18 protein-coding genes are annotated in these 17,510 nt (G+C 62.0%); 8 read left to right on the forward strand and 10 right to left on the reverse strand.

All coding sequences use genetic code 11. From position 1 onward, the window contains the following. Positions 1 to 36 precede the first annotated feature (36 nt). On the reverse strand, positions 37 to 576 hold the full coding sequence (locus tag AB4N47_RS24665; protein WP_071172203.1) for a type 1 glutamine amidotransferase domain-containing protein: 540 nt from the start codon (positions 574 to 576) through the stop codon (positions 37 to 39). A gap of 228 nt (positions 577 to 804) precedes the next feature. Here AB4N47_RS24665 and AB4N47_RS24670 point away from each other — a divergent pair, with 228 nt between their 5' ends. The 3 genes from AB4N47_RS24670 to AB4N47_RS24680 are packed head-to-tail and all read left to right on the forward strand — an operon-like array spanning position 805 to position 2,822. After that, the gene (locus AB4N47_RS24670) at positions 805 to 1,617 is read left to right on the forward strand and encodes an HDOD domain-containing protein (RefSeq protein WP_160769650.1); all 813 of its coding nucleotides are present in this window, start codon (positions 805 to 807) and stop codon (positions 1,615 to 1,617) included. A 12-nt stretch (positions 1,618 to 1,629) separates the two neighbouring features. Continuing rightward, positions 1,630 to 2,442, forward strand: a complete 813-nt coding sequence (gene mutM / locus AB4N47_RS24675) for a bifunctional DNA-formamidopyrimidine glycosylase/DNA-(apurinic or apyrimidinic site) lyase (RefSeq protein WP_122698599.1) — start codon at positions 1,630 to 1,632, stop codon at positions 2,440 to 2,442. 56 nt (positions 2,443 to 2,498) lie between these two features. Continuing rightward, positions 2,499 to 2,822, forward strand: a complete 324-nt coding sequence (locus AB4N47_RS24680; protein ID WP_076564452.1) for a multidrug transporter — start codon at positions 2,499 to 2,501, stop codon at positions 2,820 to 2,822. A gap of 151 nt (positions 2,823 to 2,973) precedes the next feature. Here the strand turns inward: AB4N47_RS24680 and AB4N47_RS24685 are convergent, their stop codons facing one another. From AB4N47_RS24685 to AB4N47_RS24705, 5 genes are all read right to left on the reverse strand, one after another. Next, positions 2,974 to 3,225 (reverse strand): YfhL family 4Fe-4S dicluster ferredoxin, encoded by a 252-nt coding sequence (locus AB4N47_RS24685; protein ID WP_003195146.1) that lies wholly within the window; start codon positions 3,223 to 3,225, stop codon positions 2,974 to 2,976. A 159-nt stretch (positions 3,226 to 3,384) separates the two neighbouring features. Beyond that, complete coding sequence (gene coaD / locus AB4N47_RS24690) at positions 3,385 to 3,864, reverse strand: pantetheine-phosphate adenylyltransferase (RefSeq protein WP_003229157.1); 480 nt, start codon at positions 3,862 to 3,864, stop codon at positions 3,385 to 3,387. A gap of 115 nt (positions 3,865 to 3,979) precedes the next feature. Further along, a complete protein-coding gene (locus tag AB4N47_RS24695; RefSeq protein WP_341638114.1) occupies positions 3,980 to 5,575 on the reverse strand; it encodes a GMC family oxidoreductase in 1,596 nt (531 codons plus the stop codon). A 132-nt stretch (positions 5,576 to 5,707) separates the two neighbouring features. Further along, on the reverse strand, positions 5,708 to 6,253 hold the full coding sequence (locus AB4N47_RS24700; RefSeq protein ID WP_130899340.1) for a twin-arginine translocation pathway signal protein: 546 nt from the start codon (positions 6,251 to 6,253) through the stop codon (positions 5,708 to 5,710). Between the two features lie 29 nt (positions 6,254 to 6,282). Further along, the gene (locus tag AB4N47_RS24705; protein ID WP_122612357.1) at positions 6,283 to 7,713 is read right to left on the reverse strand and encodes a coniferyl aldehyde dehydrogenase; all 1,431 of its coding nucleotides are present in this window, start codon (positions 7,711 to 7,713) and stop codon (positions 6,283 to 6,285) included. A gap of 147 nt (positions 7,714 to 7,860) precedes the next feature. Here AB4N47_RS24705 and AB4N47_RS24710 point away from each other — a divergent pair, with 147 nt between their 5' ends. Together AB4N47_RS24710 and AB4N47_RS24715 are read left to right on the forward strand one after the other, a co-directional pair. Beyond that, positions 7,861 to 8,532 (forward strand): TetR/AcrR family transcriptional regulator, encoded by a 672-nt coding sequence (locus AB4N47_RS24710; protein WP_016772708.1) that lies wholly within the window; start codon positions 7,861 to 7,863, stop codon positions 8,530 to 8,532. Positions 8,533 to 8,563: 31 nt separating this feature from the next. Continuing rightward, the gene (locus AB4N47_RS24715) at positions 8,564 to 9,418 is read left to right on the forward strand and encodes a sulfurtransferase (protein WP_341638113.1); all 855 of its coding nucleotides are present in this window, start codon (positions 8,564 to 8,566) and stop codon (positions 9,416 to 9,418) included. A gap of 47 nt (positions 9,419 to 9,465) precedes the next feature. Here AB4N47_RS24715 and AB4N47_RS24720 read toward each other — a convergent pair whose 3' ends face one another. The 4 genes from AB4N47_RS24720 to AB4N47_RS24735 all read right to left on the reverse strand — a co-directional run bounded on the left by AB4N47_RS24720 (position 9,466) and on the right by AB4N47_RS24735 (position 13,979). After that, a complete protein-coding gene (locus AB4N47_RS24720; RefSeq protein ID WP_341638112.1) occupies positions 9,466 to 10,461 on the reverse strand; it encodes a hydrolase in 996 nt (331 codons plus the stop codon). A 65-nt stretch (positions 10,462 to 10,526) separates the two neighbouring features. Further along, positions 10,527 to 11,141 carry a 16S rRNA (guanine(966)-N(2))-methyltransferase RsmD gene (gene rsmD / locus AB4N47_RS24725; protein ID WP_341638111.1) on the reverse strand — a complete coding sequence of 205 codons (615 nt, stop codon included), beginning with the start codon at positions 11,139 to 11,141 and terminating at the stop codon, positions 10,527 to 10,529. Further along, positions 11,141 to 12,631, reverse strand: coding sequence for a M16 family metallopeptidase (locus AB4N47_RS24730; RefSeq protein ID WP_341638110.1), 1,491 nt, complete (start codon positions 12,629 to 12,631; stop codon positions 11,141 to 11,143). The genes rsmD and AB4N47_RS24730 overlap by 1 nt, the downstream gene beginning before the upstream one ends. After that, positions 12,624 to 13,979, reverse strand: coding sequence for a M16 family metallopeptidase (locus AB4N47_RS24735; RefSeq protein ID WP_041476824.1), 1,356 nt, complete (start codon positions 13,977 to 13,979; stop codon positions 12,624 to 12,626). Before AB4N47_RS24735 ends, AB4N47_RS24730 begins: the two co-directional genes overlap by 8 nt. Before the next feature lie 344 nt (positions 13,980 to 14,323). Here AB4N47_RS24735 and ftsY point away from each other — a divergent pair, with 344 nt between their 5' ends. The 3 genes from ftsY to ftsX are packed head-to-tail and all read left to right on the forward strand — an operon-like array spanning position 14,324 to position 17,501. Then, the gene (ftsY, locus tag AB4N47_RS24740; RefSeq protein WP_341638109.1) at positions 14,324 to 15,811 is read left to right on the forward strand and encodes a signal recognition particle-docking protein FtsY; all 1,488 of its coding nucleotides are present in this window, start codon (positions 14,324 to 14,326) and stop codon (positions 15,809 to 15,811) included. Further along, positions 15,808 to 16,479 (forward strand): cell division ATP-binding protein FtsE, encoded by a 672-nt coding sequence (gene ftsE / locus AB4N47_RS24745; protein WP_016772715.1) that lies wholly within the window; start codon positions 15,808 to 15,810, stop codon positions 16,477 to 16,479. The genes ftsY and ftsE overlap by 4 nt, the downstream gene beginning before the upstream one ends. Then, a complete protein-coding gene (gene ftsX, locus AB4N47_RS24750) occupies positions 16,476 to 17,501 on the forward strand; it encodes a permease-like cell division protein FtsX (RefSeq protein WP_341638108.1) in 1,026 nt (341 codons plus the stop codon). Before ftsE ends, ftsX begins: the two co-directional genes overlap by 4 nt. The last annotated feature ends 9 nt before the right edge of the window (positions 17,502 to 17,510 follow it).

Genomic DNA, 17,510 nt, shown 5'->3' on the forward strand with positions numbered 1-17,510 from the left:
TGGGAGCGAGCCTGCTCGCGAAAGCGATTTCAGCTCTTATGCAGCCAGTGCGTCAATCAGGGCCTGACTGAACGCCGGCACATCATCCGGCTGGCGGCTGCTGATCAGGTTGCCGTCCTTGACCACTTCCTGGTCGACCCAGTTGACCCCGGCATTGACCAGATCGTCCTTGACCGTTTTGTAGCTGGTCATGGTCTTGCCATTGACCAGTCCCGCCGAGATCAGCAACCAGCTGCCGTGGCAGATCACGGCAATCGGCTTGCCCGCCGAAGCGGCAGTCTTGACCAGATGCTGAGCATCCTGATCGATACGGATGGTGTCGGAATTTTGCACACCACCCGGCAGCAGCACGGCATCGTATTGATCGACGCTCACAGCCTGGAAAGTGTTGGTGACGGGGAAGTCGTCGGCCGGTTTGTCATGGTTCCAGCCTTTGACGGTGCCGGCCTCGGCCGAGAGGATATCGACCTGCACGCCGGCCTGCTCGAGGGCATCCTTGGGGCCGGTCATTTCGACCTGTTCGAAACCATCGGTAACCAAAATAGCGACGCGTTTGCCATTGAGGGAAGTTGCCATCGGTAAGCTCCTGAGTCTGTGGAGATTTTGCCTTCGCAGCGAACCGTTGAGGTCCGATGCGCCCTACAGATTCCGAAGCCTGGGCACAGATGAAAGTTCCGGCGATGTGCCCATCGGTGTGTCGCCCTGCGGTTTCAGCGGTTAGAATCGCCGCCTGCCCCGGAGTGTGTACTTATGTCCCAAGAGCTGACCACCGAACAGATTCAACAATCGCTGCAAGGCATCAGTGTGCCGGCGCAACCGCAGATCATGGTGGATCTGCAAATGGAGCAGTACATGCCCGACCCGGACCTGGAGGTGATCGCCAAGCTGATCTCCCAGGATCCCGGCCTGTCCGGCGCGCTGCTGAAAATCGTCAACTCGCCGTATTACGGCCTGAGCAACAAGATCACCTCGATTCAGCGTGCGGTGAACCTGTTGGGCAGCCGCTCGATCATCAACCTGATCAACGCGCAGTCGATCAAGGGCGAGATGAACGATGACACCATCGTCACCCTCAATCGTTTCTGGGACACCGCGCAGGATGTGGCGATGACCTGCCTGACCCTGGCCAAGCGCATCGGCACCCAGGCCGGTGACGAAGCCTATGCGTTGGGCCTGTTCCACGATTGCGGGGTGCCATTGATGCTGCAACGTTTCCCCAATTACATGACCGTGCTGGAAGAGGCCTACGCCAGCGCCAGCCCGGAATGCCGCGTGGTCGATACGGAAAACCGTGTGTTCAACACCAACCACGCCGTGGTCGGTTACTACACTGCCAAGTCCTGGCGCCTGCCGGAGCATGTCAGCGCCGCCATCGCCAACCACCACAACGCGCTGGCGATTTTCAGCGACGAGTCGTCGAAGAACAGCCAACTGAAAAACTTGCTGGCGATTCTGAAAATGGCCGAGCACATCTGCGCCTCTTATCGCGTGCTGGGCAACCAGAGCGAGGATTTCGAGTGGAGCGCGGTCGGCCCGCTGGTGCTCGATTACGTAGGTCTGTCGGACTACGACTTCGAAACACTCAAACAAACGATTCGCGACCTCGGCGCGCATTGATCCGAGGACACCATGCCTGAACTGCCGGAAGTCGAAACCACCCGTCGCGGGATCGCCCCGCACCTGGAAGGCCAGCGGGTCAGCCGGGTCATCGTCCGCGACCGGCGCCTGCGCTGGCCGATCCCCGAAGACCTCGATGTGCGTCTGTCCGGGCAGCGCATCGTGCTGGTCGAGCGGCGCGCCAAGTACCTGTTGATCAACGCCGAGATCGGCACGCTGATCAGCCATTTGGGCATGTCCGGCAATCTGCGTCTGGTCGAGGCCGGGTTGCCGGCGTTGAAGCACGAGCACGTCGATATCGAACTGGAGTCGGGACTGGCCCTGCGCTACACCGACCCGCGACGCTTCGGTGCGATGCTGTGGAGCAACGACCCGCTCAATCACGAACTGCTGATTCGCCTCGGGCCGGAGCCGTTGACCGATCTGTTCGATGGCGAGCGCCTGTTCCAGCTGTCACGCGGGCGCTCGATGGCGGTCAAGCCGTTCATCATGGACAACGCGGTGGTGGTCGGGGTCGGCAATATCTACGCGACCGAAGCGCTGTTCGCCGCCGGCATCGATCCGCGCCGCGAAGCTGGGGGCATTTCCCGCGGGCGTTACTTGAAACTGGCAATCGAGATCAAACGCATCCTCGCCGCCGCCATCGAGCGTGGCGGCACGACGCTGCGCGATTTCATTGGCGGTGACGGTCAGCCGGGATACTTCCAGCAGGAACTGTTTGTCTACGGCCGCGGTGGTCAGCACTGCAAGGTCTGCGGTAGCGGCCTGCGGGAAGTGAAGCTGGGCCAGCGCGCCAGCGTGTTTTGCCCGCGCTGTCAGACGTGAAAAAATCCTTCGGTCTATAGTGAGAAGTCTTACTGCGCAGCCCGAAGGATCGTGCCATGAAAGTCCTGCAAGTCTTCTTCGTCACGCTGCTGTTGTGTTCCAGCCTGGCTGTTCAGGCCTCGGAAACCGGCAGCGGTGACCCGCGATACACCATCCAGAATCCCCCGGCCTACGCCATGCTTGGCGACCTGCTGATTGCCCGACCTTTGCTGGTGGTGGCCACGGTGATCGGTGCGGGAGCGTTTGTGGTGTCGTTGCCGTTTACCGCACTGGGCGGCGGGGTTGGCGATGCCGGTCAGGCGCTGGTGGTTGACCCGGCGAAAGCGGCGTTTGTGCGGTGTCTGGGGTGTACAGGGGAGGGGTTTGAGCAGCGCGAGTGAGCTGATCGGGTTTCAGTGGTGTGGCTGATGGCCCATTCGCGAGCAGGCTCGCTCCCACATGGGTTTTGGTGTTCACACAAATTTGTGTTTCACCACAGACTCTGTGGGAGCGGGCTTGCCCGCGATGGCTTCGGTACAGGCGCTGAAGTGATCAGGCCTTGCCGGTGATCTTGCGGTACTTCTCCATCAACTGTTCTTCAGTCTCCGGATGGGCTTCGTCCAGTGGAATGCAATCCACCGGGCAGACCTGCTGGCACTGCGGCTCGTCGTAGTGGCCGACGCACTGGGTGCACAGGTTCGGGTCGATCACGTAGATCTCTTCGCCTTGGGAAATGGCGGCGTTCGGGCACTCGGGTTCGCAGACGTCGCAGTTGATGCAATCGTCGGTGATGATCAGGGACATGCTAACTCCAGCCGGGGCGGCAGGCCCGGGCGCTATAAATCAATGCGCGCAATTGTGCCGCATTGGCGAGCGCAGTGCACGCGGGGGCGATCAAGGGCACGAGACTGCAATCTTTAAAAGCAAAGATCGTCTGATCGCAGCCCGAGCCTGCGGCAGCTCCTACTTCTTGAAGCGCAGGGTCAGCGCGTCGGCCACGGCCGGGTGGACGAACTTGCTGATATCGCCGCCCAGCGCGGCAATCTCCCGCACCAGCGTCGAGGAAATGAACGAATAACGCTCCGACGGCGTGAGAAACAGGCTCTCCACATCCGGTGCCAGTTGGCGGTTCATGTTGGCCAGCTGGAATTCGTATTCGAAGTCCGACACCGCACGCAGACCACGCAGGAACACATTGGCGTTCTGCTCTTTGGCGAAATGCGCGAGCAGCGTCGAGAAACCGACCACTTCCACGTTCGGCAGGTGTTTGGTGACCTCGCGAGCCAGTTCGACCCGTTGTTCCAGTGGGAACAGCGGGTTCTTTTTCGGGCTGGCGGCGACCGCAATGATCACGTGATCGAACAGGCGCGAGGCGCGTTCGACCAGATCGCCATGGCCCTTGGTAATAGGGTCGAAGGTACCTGGGTACAACACTCGGTTCATCGCGTCGTCCTGGCGGGAGTCCGTTGGGGAGTCGGATGGTATCGCAGCCTTCCCGGTCGGCCAAGTCGCCTGTTGGGTAAGAAAGCACTATAGACGATAGGAATATTCTGCTTTTTCATGGATTTTTCAGCCGATCAGCCAAGGCTGTCGCCAGTTGCGCGGTCAGGCCATACACCGACAACTGCGGGTTGGCGCCGATGCTGGTGGGAAACAGCGAGCCGTCGTGAATCGACAGATTGCGCAGTTGATGATGGCGACCAAGGCTGTCGGCGACCGCGCTTTGCGGATCTTCACCCATCGCACAACCACCCATCACGTGGGCACTGCCGAGTCGCGTGCGGTACAGCTCCAGGCTCAGTCCATCGATCATTGAGCGCGCCTCAGCCAAGGTCTTCACATAGCGGCCGTCGGCGTGCATCGGCATCACCGATTGCGCGCCGCCGGCGAACTGGATTTCGGCCATGACGTGAAAGGCCCGGCGCAAACCGTCCCAGGCGTACTGCGAAACCTGATAGTCGAGCACTGGCGAGCCATCACCGCGCAGCTCCACCGAGCCACCGCTGCTGTCCGGGTGAAAGCCATCGCGCAGCAGCGCCAGCATCGCGTGGGTGTGCGGCAGGTCGGCCATATGCTGGGCGTTTTCCTTGCCGAAACCACCCAGCAGTGTGGCAGCCAGCGCCGGGTGCAGCGGCGGCACTTCGAGTTTGAAAGCCATCGGCCCGGTGGTGCCGTCCTTCCACTGAAAATGGTCGGAATAAATCGACTGCGGCGCGCCGTAAAACGGATTGACCACCTCGGCAAAACGCGCGGCGGACATGTTCACCGGGTGCAGAAAGGTGCGCTTGCCCACGCGCTCATGCGGATCCGGCACGTCGGAGCGCAGCAACAGCGCCGGGCTGTTGATGCCGCCGCCGGCCAGCACGTAATGCCGCGCCTTGACGCTGATACTGCGCCCGGTCGGCTCGACGCAGCGCTCGTCCATCGCCACGCAATGCAGGCCGGTGACCTTGTCGCCACTGATCAGCAGTTTCTCCACCCGCGCCAGATACAGCAGCTCGCCGCCCTTTTCCAGCGTCGCCGGGATGGTCGTGACCATCATCGATTGCTTGGCGTTGCTCGGGCAGCCCATGCCGCAATAGCCGAGATTCCAGCAACCGCGAACGTTGCGCGGGATCACGTGCCAGCTGTAGCCGAGTTGCTCGCAGCCTTTGCGGATCACATCGTTGTTGGCATTGGGCGGCACCATCCACGGGGCAACGCCGAGGCGCTGCTCCATTTTTTCGAACCACGGCGCCATCTCTGCCGGACTATGGCCTGTGACGTTGTGTTCGCTGGCCCAGTGTTCGAGGGTCGGCTCGGGTGTGCGGAAGCTCGAGGTCCAGTTGATCAGCGTCGTGCCGCCGACCGCGCGGCCCTGCAGGATAGTGATCGCGCCGTCCTTGCTCATGCGCCCAATGCCTTCCTGGTAGAGGCTGCTGTAGGCCTCGTCTTCGAGCAGTTTGAAATCCGAACTGGTCTTCAGCGGGCCTTCTTCGATCAGCAGGACTTTGTAGCCGGCCGCGCTGAGGATCTCCGCCGTGGTGCCGCCGCCGGCGCCACTGCCGATGATCGCCACGTCGGCTTCGAGGGTGAGGTCGTCGCTCAGTTGCGCGCCGTTGTAGGTTTTCCAGCCTCGGGCGAGGCCTTCGCGGAAGGGATCGGGTACGGGCATCGGTCAGGTTCTCTTTATTATTCTGGATGCGGGTGTGTGGCGGCTGGCCCCTTCGCGAGCAGGCTCGCTCCCACATTCTGAGATGTAATTTCCTGTGGGAGCGAGCCTGCTCGCGAAGGCCGCGCCCCGGTTTCAGACCTTAGGCGGCCCGGGATAACCGCAATGCGCCCAGGACTCGGCGCGGGTGTACCAGGCCATCATCACCATCTGCTGCAATGAGCTATGGCCCATGCGCAGCAAGCTCAATGAACTGTTCTCCCAGCGTTCGAGGAAATGCCGCATCGCTTCAGCGCTGGCGTTTTCCCAACTGCCCCAGATGCCGGTAAGCGGGCCACGGGTCACGGCCATGCCCAGCACGTCGAACAGTTGCCGAGTGAGCTTGAGCATTTCCGGCGACACGTGATCGAGGCTGTAGTCCAGCGACTTCAGCGTGCCGTCGACCGCTGCGGGCATTTCCCCGGCGGCGACGGCGCCGTCGAGCATCACCGGGATCAGCGCGCGCAGGAACAGCAGATCGCCGTCGCGCAAAACCACAAAGCCGTTGGCGCTGACGCTCGACGAGCAGCCAGTGAGGCTGGCGCCAAGGCCGGCGGTGGCGAGAAACGCGGTGGCGCCGAGGCTGAATTTCAGCAGGCCACGGCGCGACAGGGCGGGTGTTTCGGTCAGGCTTGGGTGCATTGTTGTTATTACCCGGTGTCGACGAACGTTTAGCGAATGAACAGTTTCTGAATCAGTTTCTGAATCGATCTGCCGTAAGGCGGGTAGATCAGCCGGGCCGCGTTGAAGCGCTGTTTGATCAGCACACCCTTGGCCTTGCTGAACGTCAGGAAACCTTCGTGGCCGTGGTAATGGCCCATGCCCGAGGGACCGATGCCACCGAAGGGCATATCGTCCTGAGCCACATGCAACAAGGTGTCGTTCAGGCATACGCCGCCGGAATGGGTCTCGTGCAGTACGCGATGCTGCTCGCGTTTGTCGTAGCCAAAGTAGTAAAGAGCCAGAGGACGAGGCCGCTGATTGATGTAAGCGAATGCCTGCTCCAGATCGCGATAAGGCACGATTGGCAGCAACGGGCCGAAGATTTCGTCCTGCATCACGGTCATTTCATCGCTGACATTGAGCAGCACGCTGTGCGGCATGCGTCGGCCCTGGCCTTGTTCGAACAGCGGGATCAGCAGCGCGCCCTTGCTGGTCGCGTCGCTGACGTAACCGTTCAGTCGGGCCAACTGGCGTTCGTTGATGATCGCGGTGTAGTCGGCGTTGTCGGCCAGGGTCGGGTAGAAGCCTTTCACAGCCTGGCGATAGGCCTCAACGAAAGCGCCGACGCGGTCTTCCGGCACCAGCACATAGTCAGGCGCGACGCAGGTCTGCCCGGCGTTCAGGGTCTTGCCGAAGGCGATGCGTTCGGCGGCGTCCTTGAGTGGTACGTCTCTGGAGACGATGGCCGGCGACTTGCCGCCCAGTTCCAGGGTGACCGGCGTGAGGTTTTCCGCGGCAGCGCGCATGACGTGCTTGCCGACGCTGGTGGAGCCGGTGAACAGCAGATGATCGAAAGGCAGACGCGAGAACGCCACGCCGACATCCGCTTCGCCCAGCACCACGCAAACCAGGTCTTCGGGAAAGATCCGCGCCAGCAGTTCTTTGAGCAGCAGGCCGGTAGCCGGGGTCGATTCGCTGAGCTTGAGCATCACCCGATTGCCGGCAGCTAGGGCGCCGACCATCGGCCCCACGGCCAGATACAGCGGGTAGTTCCACGGCACGATCACGCCGACCACGCCCAGCGGCTGATAAACCACCTTCGCCGAAGCAGGCTGGAACGCCATGCCTACCTTGCGCCGCGAGGGCTTCATCCAGTTTTTCAGGTGACGACTGGCGTAGTGAATGCCGTGCAGGCTCGGCATCAGCTCGGCGAGCAGGGTTTCGTCGGCGCTGCGGTGACTGAAATCGGCGCTGATCGCGTCGATCAATGCCTGCCGCTCAGCGCTGAGCAGATCGCGCAAAGCCTTGAGCCATTGTTGCCGCTGTGCGGCCGGTGGCATCGGGTTGGCGGCGTACGCGGCCCGTTGTGCCTGGAACTGCCGATCGAGGGTTTCAAGAGGCTGTTGCAGCGTTTGCAGGTAGGCAATGTCGGCAGTCATCGCGGGCTCCGAATTTTATTGTAGTGGGCACTTTTTAGAGTCTAAGCTCTAGAAAGTCAAACGACTTCCGCGCACGTCAGTGTTTTATCCATTTCCGGTTAGGTCGTAAGATGCGCCGTCTACGCACTCTGAATTAAAGCTCAAGCCATGGCCCCACGAATAAAAACCAGCGAGCGCATCGTTCAGAACAGCCTGGAGCTGTTCAATCAGCAGGGCGAGCGCAGCGTCAGCACCAACCACATCGCCGCGCACATGGAGATTTCTCCGGGCAACCTGTACTACCACTTCCCCAACAAGCAGGCGATCATCGCCGTGCTGTTCAGTGAGTACGAAGCCCTGGTGGACAGCTTTTTGCGCCCGCCCCAGGGTCGCCCGGCGACCGTCGAGGACAAGCGTTTCTATCTCAAGGAACTGCTCTCGGCCATGTGGCGCTACCGTTTCCTGCATCGTGACCTTGAGCATCTGCTCGACAGCGATGCGGAACTGGCCGCGCGTTATCGGCGTTTCTCCCAGCGCTGCGTGATCCAGGGGGCCGCAATCTACGAAGGTTTTGTCGCCGCCGGCATTCTGAAAATGGATCGCGTGCAGATCGAATCGCTGACCCTCAATGCGTGGATCATCCTGACCTCGTGGGTGCGTTTTCTGTGCACCACGCGGGAAAACTCCAACCACCTCAGCGAACAGGCCGTGAAGCGTGGCGTGTATCAGGTGCTGGTGCTGGAAGCAGGGTTTGTTACCGATCAGGCGCGGGATGAAGTCAACGCATTGTTCGACGAGTTCTACGTGCCGCTGGCGCAGGCCCTTGAAGACGTCAAATAAACCGTTCAGCCGAATTCCACAGGAGCCCGTTATGTCGATTGCGCAGTTGATCAGCCCACAAGCACTGGACGCTCGCAAAGAGCAGCCGGGGCTGGTGATTCTCGATTGTCGTTTTGCCCTCGAAGATCCGGATTACGGTCAGCGCAGCTACGCCGAAGGGCACATTGCCGGAGCGAGTTTCGCCGATCTGGAACGGGATCTGAGCGGTAAAGTCGAGAAGGGCGTGACCGGGCGTCATCCGTTGCCTGAGCCGGCGGTGTTGATCGAGCGCCTGCAAGCCTGGGGCATCAGCAACGACAGCGATGTGGTTTTGTACGACGACGGCCCGGGTGCGTATGCGGCGCGGGCGTGGTGGTTGCTGGCATGGCTGGGCAAGCGCGACGGCGTATTCATTCTCGATGGCGGGCTCAAAGCCTGGCACGCCGCCGGCCTGCCGCTGAGCTTGGATCCGCCGAGCGTGACGCCGGGCCACTTCAGCGGTCAGCCGGACATGAGCCTTCTGCTCAGCGCCGAGCAATTGCAGCAACGCCTCGGTCAGCCAACCCTGACCCTGCTCGACGCCCGCGCCTTGCCGCGCTTCAAGGGCGAAGTGGAACCGATCGATCCGGTCGCCGGGCATATTCCCGGCGCGCAGTGCGCGGCGTTCACCGACAACCTCGGCAGTGATGGACGGTTTTTGCCGGCCGAGCAGCTCAAGCAGCGCTTTGCCGCGAAACTGGGTGATCGCTCGCCATCGGATCTGGTCGCCTATTGCGGCTCCGGGGTGACGGCGTGTCACAACCTGTTTGCACTGTGCCTGGCCGGCTATCCGCTGGGTGCGCTGTATGCCGGATCATGGAGCGAGTGGATCAACGAACCGTCGCGCGGCATTGCCACGAGCGAATAAACACAGCGATCTCCTGTAGGAGCGAGCCTGCAAGGGATATGCGGCGCTCATTGACCGAGTGCGGCCAGCCATTGCGGGATACGCCGCTCAAGGTAATACCCGGGGCGGCGCACCGAGCCGTCGACGAAACCGACATGACCGCCACGCGCCTGCAATTCGAACCGGGTGCAGGCTGACAACTCGTCGGCTTGCGGCAGGCTGTGGGGAAATACAAACGGATCGTCCGCCGCCTGAATGATCAGCGTCGGCGTGCGGATCTCGACGAGGTAGTAGCGGCTCGAGGCGCGGCGGTAATAATCCTCGGCATCATTGAAGCCATGCAATGGCGCGGTAACCCGGCCGTCGAAATCCCAGAATGTGCGCATGTTTTCCAGCGAGCCGAGCGCGGCCAGTTTCGCCAGGCCGTCTTCGCGCCCGTCATGCTGGAACTGACGCTGCTTGTTCCTGATGTAGGCGACCATCTCTCGCATGAAGTGCGCCTGATACACCCGCGAAAACCCTTGGCCAATGCGATCGGCGCATTGATCGAGACGGAACGGTACCGACACCGCCACCGCGCCGAGCACACCACTGTTGCTGCCGGTTTCACCCAGATGCTTGAGCAGCACATTCCCGCCCAGCGAATAGCCGACCGCGTACAACGGCGCCAACGGTCGTTTCGCGCGCAGGTGCTGGATGGCTTCGGCAAGGTCTTCGCTGGCGCCGGAGTGGTAGCTGCGCGGCAACAGATTCGGCTCGCCGGAACAACCGCGCCAGTTCAGCGCGACGCTGGCCCAGCCCTGGTCGGCCAAGGCCTTTTGAATGCCCGCCACATAGGGCGAATTGGAAGAGCCGGTCAGTCCGTGCAACACCAGCACCAACGGCACTTCGGCGCTGTGCGGGCCGTGCCAGTCGAGGTCGAGGAAGTCGCCGTCCTCGAGCCACAGGCGTTCGCGTTCGCGCTCGATGTGCACGGTCTTGCGCCACAGCGGCCCCCACAGGGTTTGCAGATGCGGATTGCCGAGGCCGAAGGCGGGGATGAAGCGTTCTGGCGAAGGGGACACGATGATTCTCGATGGGCTTGTGGCGAGGAAGCTCGCCACCTCGCCGCAGGTTGCTTGCGACCCTGTCAGCCGGCGATGTCCGCCGTGCGCTGCCACAGCGCGTAAAAAACCCGACCGGATTTCTGTTCACGATGCAGGCGCCAGTTGCCCGGCAGGCCCAGCGTCGATGGCGCTGTTTCGCTTTCAGTGTAGATCCACGAATCGGCCGCCAGCCATTGGCGCTCTTCCAGCAAGTTACAAACCGCTGGCAACAGGTTCTGGTTGAACGGCGGGTCGAGGAACACCAGGTCGAACGGCGTCGCGGTCTGGGTTTCCAGGTAGCGCAGCGCATCGGCGGTTTGCACCTGGCCGTTGCTGCAGCGCAGGGTGCCGAGGTGCTCTTTCAGGCTGGAAACCGCAACGTTGCTGGCGTCCAGCGCCTGGGCCGTGGCCGCGCCACGGGACAGCGCTTCGAGAAACAGCGCGCCGCTGCCGGCGAACGGGTCGAGCACTTTCGCCCCTTCGACATACGGCGCGAGCCAGTTGAACAGGGTTTCACGCACGCGATCCGGGGTCGGGCGCAGGCCCGGTGCGTCGGGGAAGCTCAGCTTGCGGCTGCGCCACTGGCCGCCAATGATGCGCAGCTGATTGACGCCGTTGTGCACGTTTTGCACGGGTTTTTTCGGTGCTCGAGTCGCCATTAATGCTCCGGAACCCCGAGCGGTTGCTCGGCAGGTTTATCAGATGGGGCCGGTAACGGCTTTTGCGGCACGGTCGGGCCAGCGGTGACGATGACCATTTTCTCCGTGCTCAGGTGTTTGTTCAGGGCGTCGCGGACTTGCTCTACGGTCAGGCTCTGCGACTGCCGCATGAAATCGTCGAGATAGCTCAGTGGCAGATTATAGAAGCCCATCGCGCCCAATTGGCCAACGATGTCGGCGTTGCTCGCGGTGGACAGCGGGAAGCTGCCGGCCAGTTCGCGCTTGGCATCGTCGAGTTCTTTCTGCGTCGGCCCGGTTTTCAGGTAGTCGGCGAGCACGTCCTGCACCAGTTTCAAAGTGCCTTCGCTCATCTCGGCGCGGGTCTGCAGGTTGATCATGAACGGCCCACGGGCCTGCATCGGGCTGAACGCCGAATACACGCCGTAGGTCAGGCCGCGCTTCTCGCGCACTTCGCTCATCAGGCGCGTACCGAAACCACCGCCGCCGAGGATCTGATTGCCCAGCGACAGCGCGGCGTAATCCGGATCATCGCGATCGATACCCAGCTGCGCGAGCATCAGGTTGGTCTGTTTCGACGGAAACTCGATGTGGTTGACGCTGGCCTTCGGTTCCTGCGGTGCGGCGATTTTCGCCAGTGCCGGGCCTTTCGGCAGGGCAGAGGAGACCTGATTGGCGATCGCCTGGGCTTCGGCTCGCGACAGGTCGCCGACCAGTGCAATCACAGCGTTGCCGGCGGCGTAGGCCTTGGCGTGGAACTCGCGCAATTGCTCGACCGTGATCTTCGGCACGCTTTGGGCATTGCCATCGCTGGAATGCGCGTATGGGTGATCGCCGTACAGACGCTTCATCAGCTCGAGGCTTGCGAGTTTGCCGGGGTTCTGTTTCTGGTATTCGAAACCGGCGAGCAACTGGTTCTTGATGCGCGCGAAGGAGTCGGCGGGGAAGGTCGGTTTGCCGACCACATCGGCGAACAGCTTCAACGCCGGTTCACGCTGCTCGGGTGCGCTGAGGCTGCGCAGCGAAGCCAGCGCCATGTCCTTGAACGCACCGTTGCCGAAGTCGGCGCCGAGGCCTTCAAACCCTTGAGCGATGGCGCCGACGTCTTTGCCGGCAATGCCTTCGTTGAGCATGGCGTTGGTCAGCACCGCGAGGCCGGGGACGTTGCCATCCTGGCTGCTGCCAGCGGCGAAGATCAGGCGCATGTCGAACATCGGCAGCTCATGCGCTTCGACGAACAGCACTTTCGCGCCTTCAGCGGTGTTCCAGGTCTGTACGTCGAGCTTGCGGCTGGCCGGGGCCTTGCCGTCGAGTTCGGCCAGCGATTGCAGTTTCTGGCTGGACTTGGCGTTATCCAGTGCTTCGCTGGCCTTGCTGTCAGCGCTTGGCGACAAATAAACCGCTGCGGAGCCGATCACCGCGACAGCAATCAGGCCAAGCAGCATCAGGCGTGGGGTTTTGCGCTCACTCATGAGTCGTCTCCAATGGCAGGACGTGGGCGACGCTGAGACGTTCGCGGGTGAAATACTTTTTCGCGGCGTTCTGGATGTCTTGCGGAGTCACGCTTTCCAGATCGGCCAGTTCGGTGTCCATCAGTTTCCACGACAGACCGACCGTCTCCAGTTGACCGATCGCGGTGGCCTGGCTGGTGATCGAGTCACGCTCGTAGACCAGGCCGGCGATGACTTGAGCGCGGACGCGTTCCAGCTCTTCGGCAGACGGCGCGGTGGTTTTCAGTTGCTCAAGCAGTTTCCACAAGCCGGCTTCGGCCTGGGCGATGGTCTTTTTCTTCTGCGTATTTGGCGTGGCCGACAGGGTGAACAGGCTGTCGCCACGGGTATAGGCGTCGTAGTCCGACGAGCCGCCGGAGACCAGCTCTTCGCCGCGCTCCAGTTGCGTCGGGATGCGTCCGCTATAGCCGCCGTCGAGCAGCGCCGAGATCAGGCGCAAGGCGTTGACCGAGCGTTTGTCTTCAGCGGTAGCAATGCTCGGCACGTTGAAGCCAAGCATCAGGCTCGGCAGTTGGGTCTGCACGCGCAGGGTGATCTGGCGTTCGCCGGGCTCGGCCAGTTCCAGCGGTTTTTTCGCCGGTGGCACGTCGCGTTTGGCGACCGGGCCGAAATAACGCTGGGCGAGGGTTTTCACTTCGTCCGGAGTGACGTCACCGACCACCACCAGCGTGGCGTTGTTCGGCGCGTACCAGGATTGGTACCAGTGGCGCAGTTCCTCGACTTTCATACGGTCGAGGTCAGCCATCCAGCCGATGGTCGGCGTGTGGTAACCGCTGGCCGGGTAGGCCATGGCCTTGTAGCGCTCGTAAGCCTTGGACATCGGCTTGTCATCGGTGCGCAGGCGGCGCTCTTCCTTGATGACTTCGATTTCCTTGGCGAACTCGTCGGCCGGCAGGCGCAGGTTGGCCATGCGGTCGGCTTCCAGCTCGAAGGCCACGCCGAGACGATCACGGGCCAGCACCTGATAGTAAGCGGTGAAGTCGTCGCTGGTGAACGCGTTCTCTTCGGCGCCGAGGTCGCGCAGGATCAGCGAGGCTTCGCCGGGGCCGACTTTTTCGCTGCCCTTGAACATCATGTGCTCAAGCGCGTGGGACAGACCGGTCTGCCCCGGAGTCTCGTAGCTGGAGCCGACCTTGTACCAGATCTGCGAAACGACCACCGGCGCACGATGGTCTTCGCGCACGACGACCTTGAGGCCGTTGTCGAGGGTGAATTCATGGGTCGGTTGCGGGTCGGCCGCCAGGGCCGAAAGGGGCAGGCAGACTGCGCTGAGCAGCAGGCCAGCAGCGCGGCGGGCAAGAGCATTCATTCGTTTTTCAACCTGTTGGGCTGCCCGCTTGGTCTTAGCGTCGGCGGGCGAGAGGGTGCTAGGATACTGATCCGTTTTACTGGCGGCCACGCCTATCAGGCCTGAGGGTGTGATAAGGCTGATTAGGTTTGCGGCGCAAAGCTGTGTTTTTCCCACTAAACTCCGCGTTTTCGCCGATCTTTGCCGGTTTAGACCATCGTAAAAGCGATCCTTGAGGTGCCTTCGGCGCCTCGACCAAATGTTGCGCGTGAACAAGCTGGATGAAACACAGTCTGTTCTGCATCGAATATTTATTTGCCGGGGCGCCCTGTTGGCGCGTCGCTACCGTGAGATAGCCGTCCTCCATGTTTGGTTCCAACGACGACAAGAAGAGCCCAGCTGCGGCTGGCGAGAAGAAAAGCCTGTTCGGATGGCTGCGGAAGAAACCGCAGGAACCCGTCGTCGAACAGCCGCCCGCGATTCCTGAGCCGGCCCCCGCGCCAGCACCTGTTATAGAAGAAGAACCGGCGCCGATTGTGCTGCCGATCGCCGAGCCGGTGCTGCAACCGGAAGCTGAGGCCGAGCCCGAAACGCCGGCCGCTGCCGAGTTGCCGCTGACGCCCGCCGCCGAGCCGTGGCTGACCTTGCCAGTGGCAGAAGAACCGGTCGCGCTGGTTGAAGAAGCAGCGCCGCATGTGACGCCAGTGATTCCTGCGCCGGTTGCCGAGGTTGCGGCGCAGCCTGTGCTTGAAGCGGTTGTCGAGCCAGCGCCGGTCATTTCTGAACCCGCCGCCCCGGTTGTCCCGCCGTCGGAGCCTGCACCGATTGCCGCTGCGCCGGTTGTCGCTCCGGTCGCTCCGGTCGTGCCGGTCGAAGTCCCTGTAGAAGCGCCAGTCGAAACCCCGCGCACCGAAGAAACCAAAGCCGGCTTCTTCGCCCGTCTCAAGCAAGGCCTGTCGAAGACCAGCGCCAGCATCGGCGAGGGCATGGCCAGTCTGTTCCTCGGGCGCAAGACCATTGATGATGACCTGCTCGACGACCTCGAAACCCGTCTGCTCACCGCCGACGTCGGCGTTGAAGCCACTACGCTGATCATCCAGCGCCTGACCCAGAAGGTCGCACGTAAGGAGCTGGCCGACGCCGACGCCCTGTACAAATCTCTGCAGGCCGAATTGGCAGCGATGCTCAAACCGGTTGAACAGCCACTGAAAATCGCCTCGCAGAACAAGCCTTTCGTGATCCTGGTGGTCGGCGTCAACGGCGCTGGCAAGACCACCACCATCGGCAAGCTGGCGAAGAAGCTGCAATTGGAGGGTAAGAAGGTCATGCTGGCGGCCGGCGACACCTTCCGCGCCGCGGCCGTGGAGCAATTGCAGGTCTGGGGCGAGCGCAACAAGATTCCGGTGATTGCCCAGCACACCGGCGCCGATTCCGCTTCGGTGATCTTCGACGCGGTGCAAGCGGCCAAGGCCCGTGGCATCGACGTGCTGATCGCTGATACCGCCGGTCGTCTGCACACCAAAGACAACCTGATGGAAGAACTGAAAAAGGTTCGCCGGGTGATCGGCAAGCTCGATGCCGACGCGCCGCACGAAGTGCTGCTGGTGCTCGACGCCGGCACTGGCCAGAACGCCATCAACCAGGCCAAGCAGTTCAACCAGACCGTCGAACTGACCGGCCTGGCCCTGACCAAACTCGACGGCACCGCCAAGGGCGGGGTGATTTTCGCCCTGGCCAAGCAGTTCGGCCTGCCGATCCGCTACATCGGCGTCGGTGAAGGCATCGACGATTTGCGCACCTTTGAAGCCGAACCCTTTGTCCAGGCACTGTTTGCCGAGCGGGAGCGTTCATGATTCGTTTCGAACAGGTCGGTAAACGCTACCCGAACGGTCACGTCGGCTTGCATGAGCTGAGCTTTCGAGTCCGTCGTGGCGAGTTCTTGTTTGTCACCGGTCACTCCGGTGCCGGTAAATCCACGCTGTTGCGCCTGTTGCTGGCAATGGAACGGCCGACCAGCGGCAAATTGCTGCTCGCCGGGCAAGACCTGAGCACCATCAGCAACGCGCAAATTCCGTTCCTGCGCCGACAGATCGGCGTGGTGTTCCAGAATCACCAGTTGCTGTTTGATCGCACGGTGTTCAACAACGTCGCCTTGCCGCTGCAAATCCTCGGCCTGTCCAAGGTCGAGATCGCCAAGCGCGTCGATTCGGCGCTGGAGCGCGTGGCGCTGTCGGACAAATCCGATCTGTACCCGGGCGATCTGTCCACCGGTCAACAACAGCGCGTCGGCATTGCCCGCGCCATCGTCCATCGCCCGGCCTTGCTGCTGGCGGACGAACCGACCGGTAACCTCGACCCGCGCTTGGCGGCGGAGATCATGGGCGTGTTCGAAGACATCAACCGTTTGGGCACCAGCGTGCTGATCGCCAGTCACGACCTGGCACTGATCGCGCGCATGCGTCATCGCATGCTGACCCTGCAACGCGGCCGCCTGATCGGCGACGGGGAGGCCGGGGTATGAGTGCGACACGCAGTCCGAAGGTTTCCGAGCGCGTGGCCCCGAAGGCCGCCGATCCGCAACCGCAGAAAAAGAAAATGCACGACGATGACGACGGCCCGGACTTCGCCACGCTGTTTCGCGCCTGGATCGAAAGCCATCGCGCCAGCCTTCTCGACAGCCTGCGCCGCCTCGGCAAGCAGCCGATCGGCAGCTTCTTCACCTGCATGGTGATGGCCGTGGCGTTGAGTCTGCCGATGGGGCTGTCGCTGTTGCTCAACAACGTCGAGCGTCTTGGCGGTTCCTGGCAGCGCGCGGCGCAGATTTCCCTGTACCTGCAACTCGACGCCAGCCCGGAGCAGGGTGACGCGCTGCGTGAGCAGATCAAAGGCATGCCCGGCGTCGCTGATGCCGAATATGTCGGCCGTGATCAGGCGCTGGAAGAGTTCCAGCAGCAGTCCGGCCTGGGCGAAGCCCTGCGTGAGCTGCCCGAAAACCCTTTGCCGGGTGTGGTGCTGGTGACACCGAACGAAGTCGACAAGCCGACACTCGAAGCATTAAGACAAAAACTTTCCGAGCTGCCGAAGGTACAACAGGCGCAACTTGATCTAGTCTGGGTCGAGCGTCTGGCCGCCATCCTCAAGCTTGGCGACCGCTTTGTCTTCGGTCTGACGGTGTTGTTGGTGTCTGCATTACTTTTGGTGATAGGCAATACCATTCGTCTTCATATTGAAAACCGCCGCACCGAGATAGAAGTGATTAAACTCGTCGGCGGCACTGACAGTTATGTGCGCCGCCCTTTTCTTTATATGGGCGCGTTGTATGGCTTTGGTGCAGGGCTGTTGTCCTGGGGCGTATTGGCGTTCGGCCTCAACTGGCTGAACGATGCGGTGGTCGGGCTCGCCGGTTTGTACGGCAGTGATTTCGCCCTGGCCGGCGTGCCAGTGGCCGACGGTCTGTCGCTCTTGCTTGGCGCGGTGCTGTTGGGTTATATCGGTGCATGGATTGCAGTCGCACGTCATCTCAGGGAGCTGGCGCCGAAGTAGAATCTTTTT

Source organism: Pseudomonas sp. S3_G06 (genome assembly GCF_054667565.1).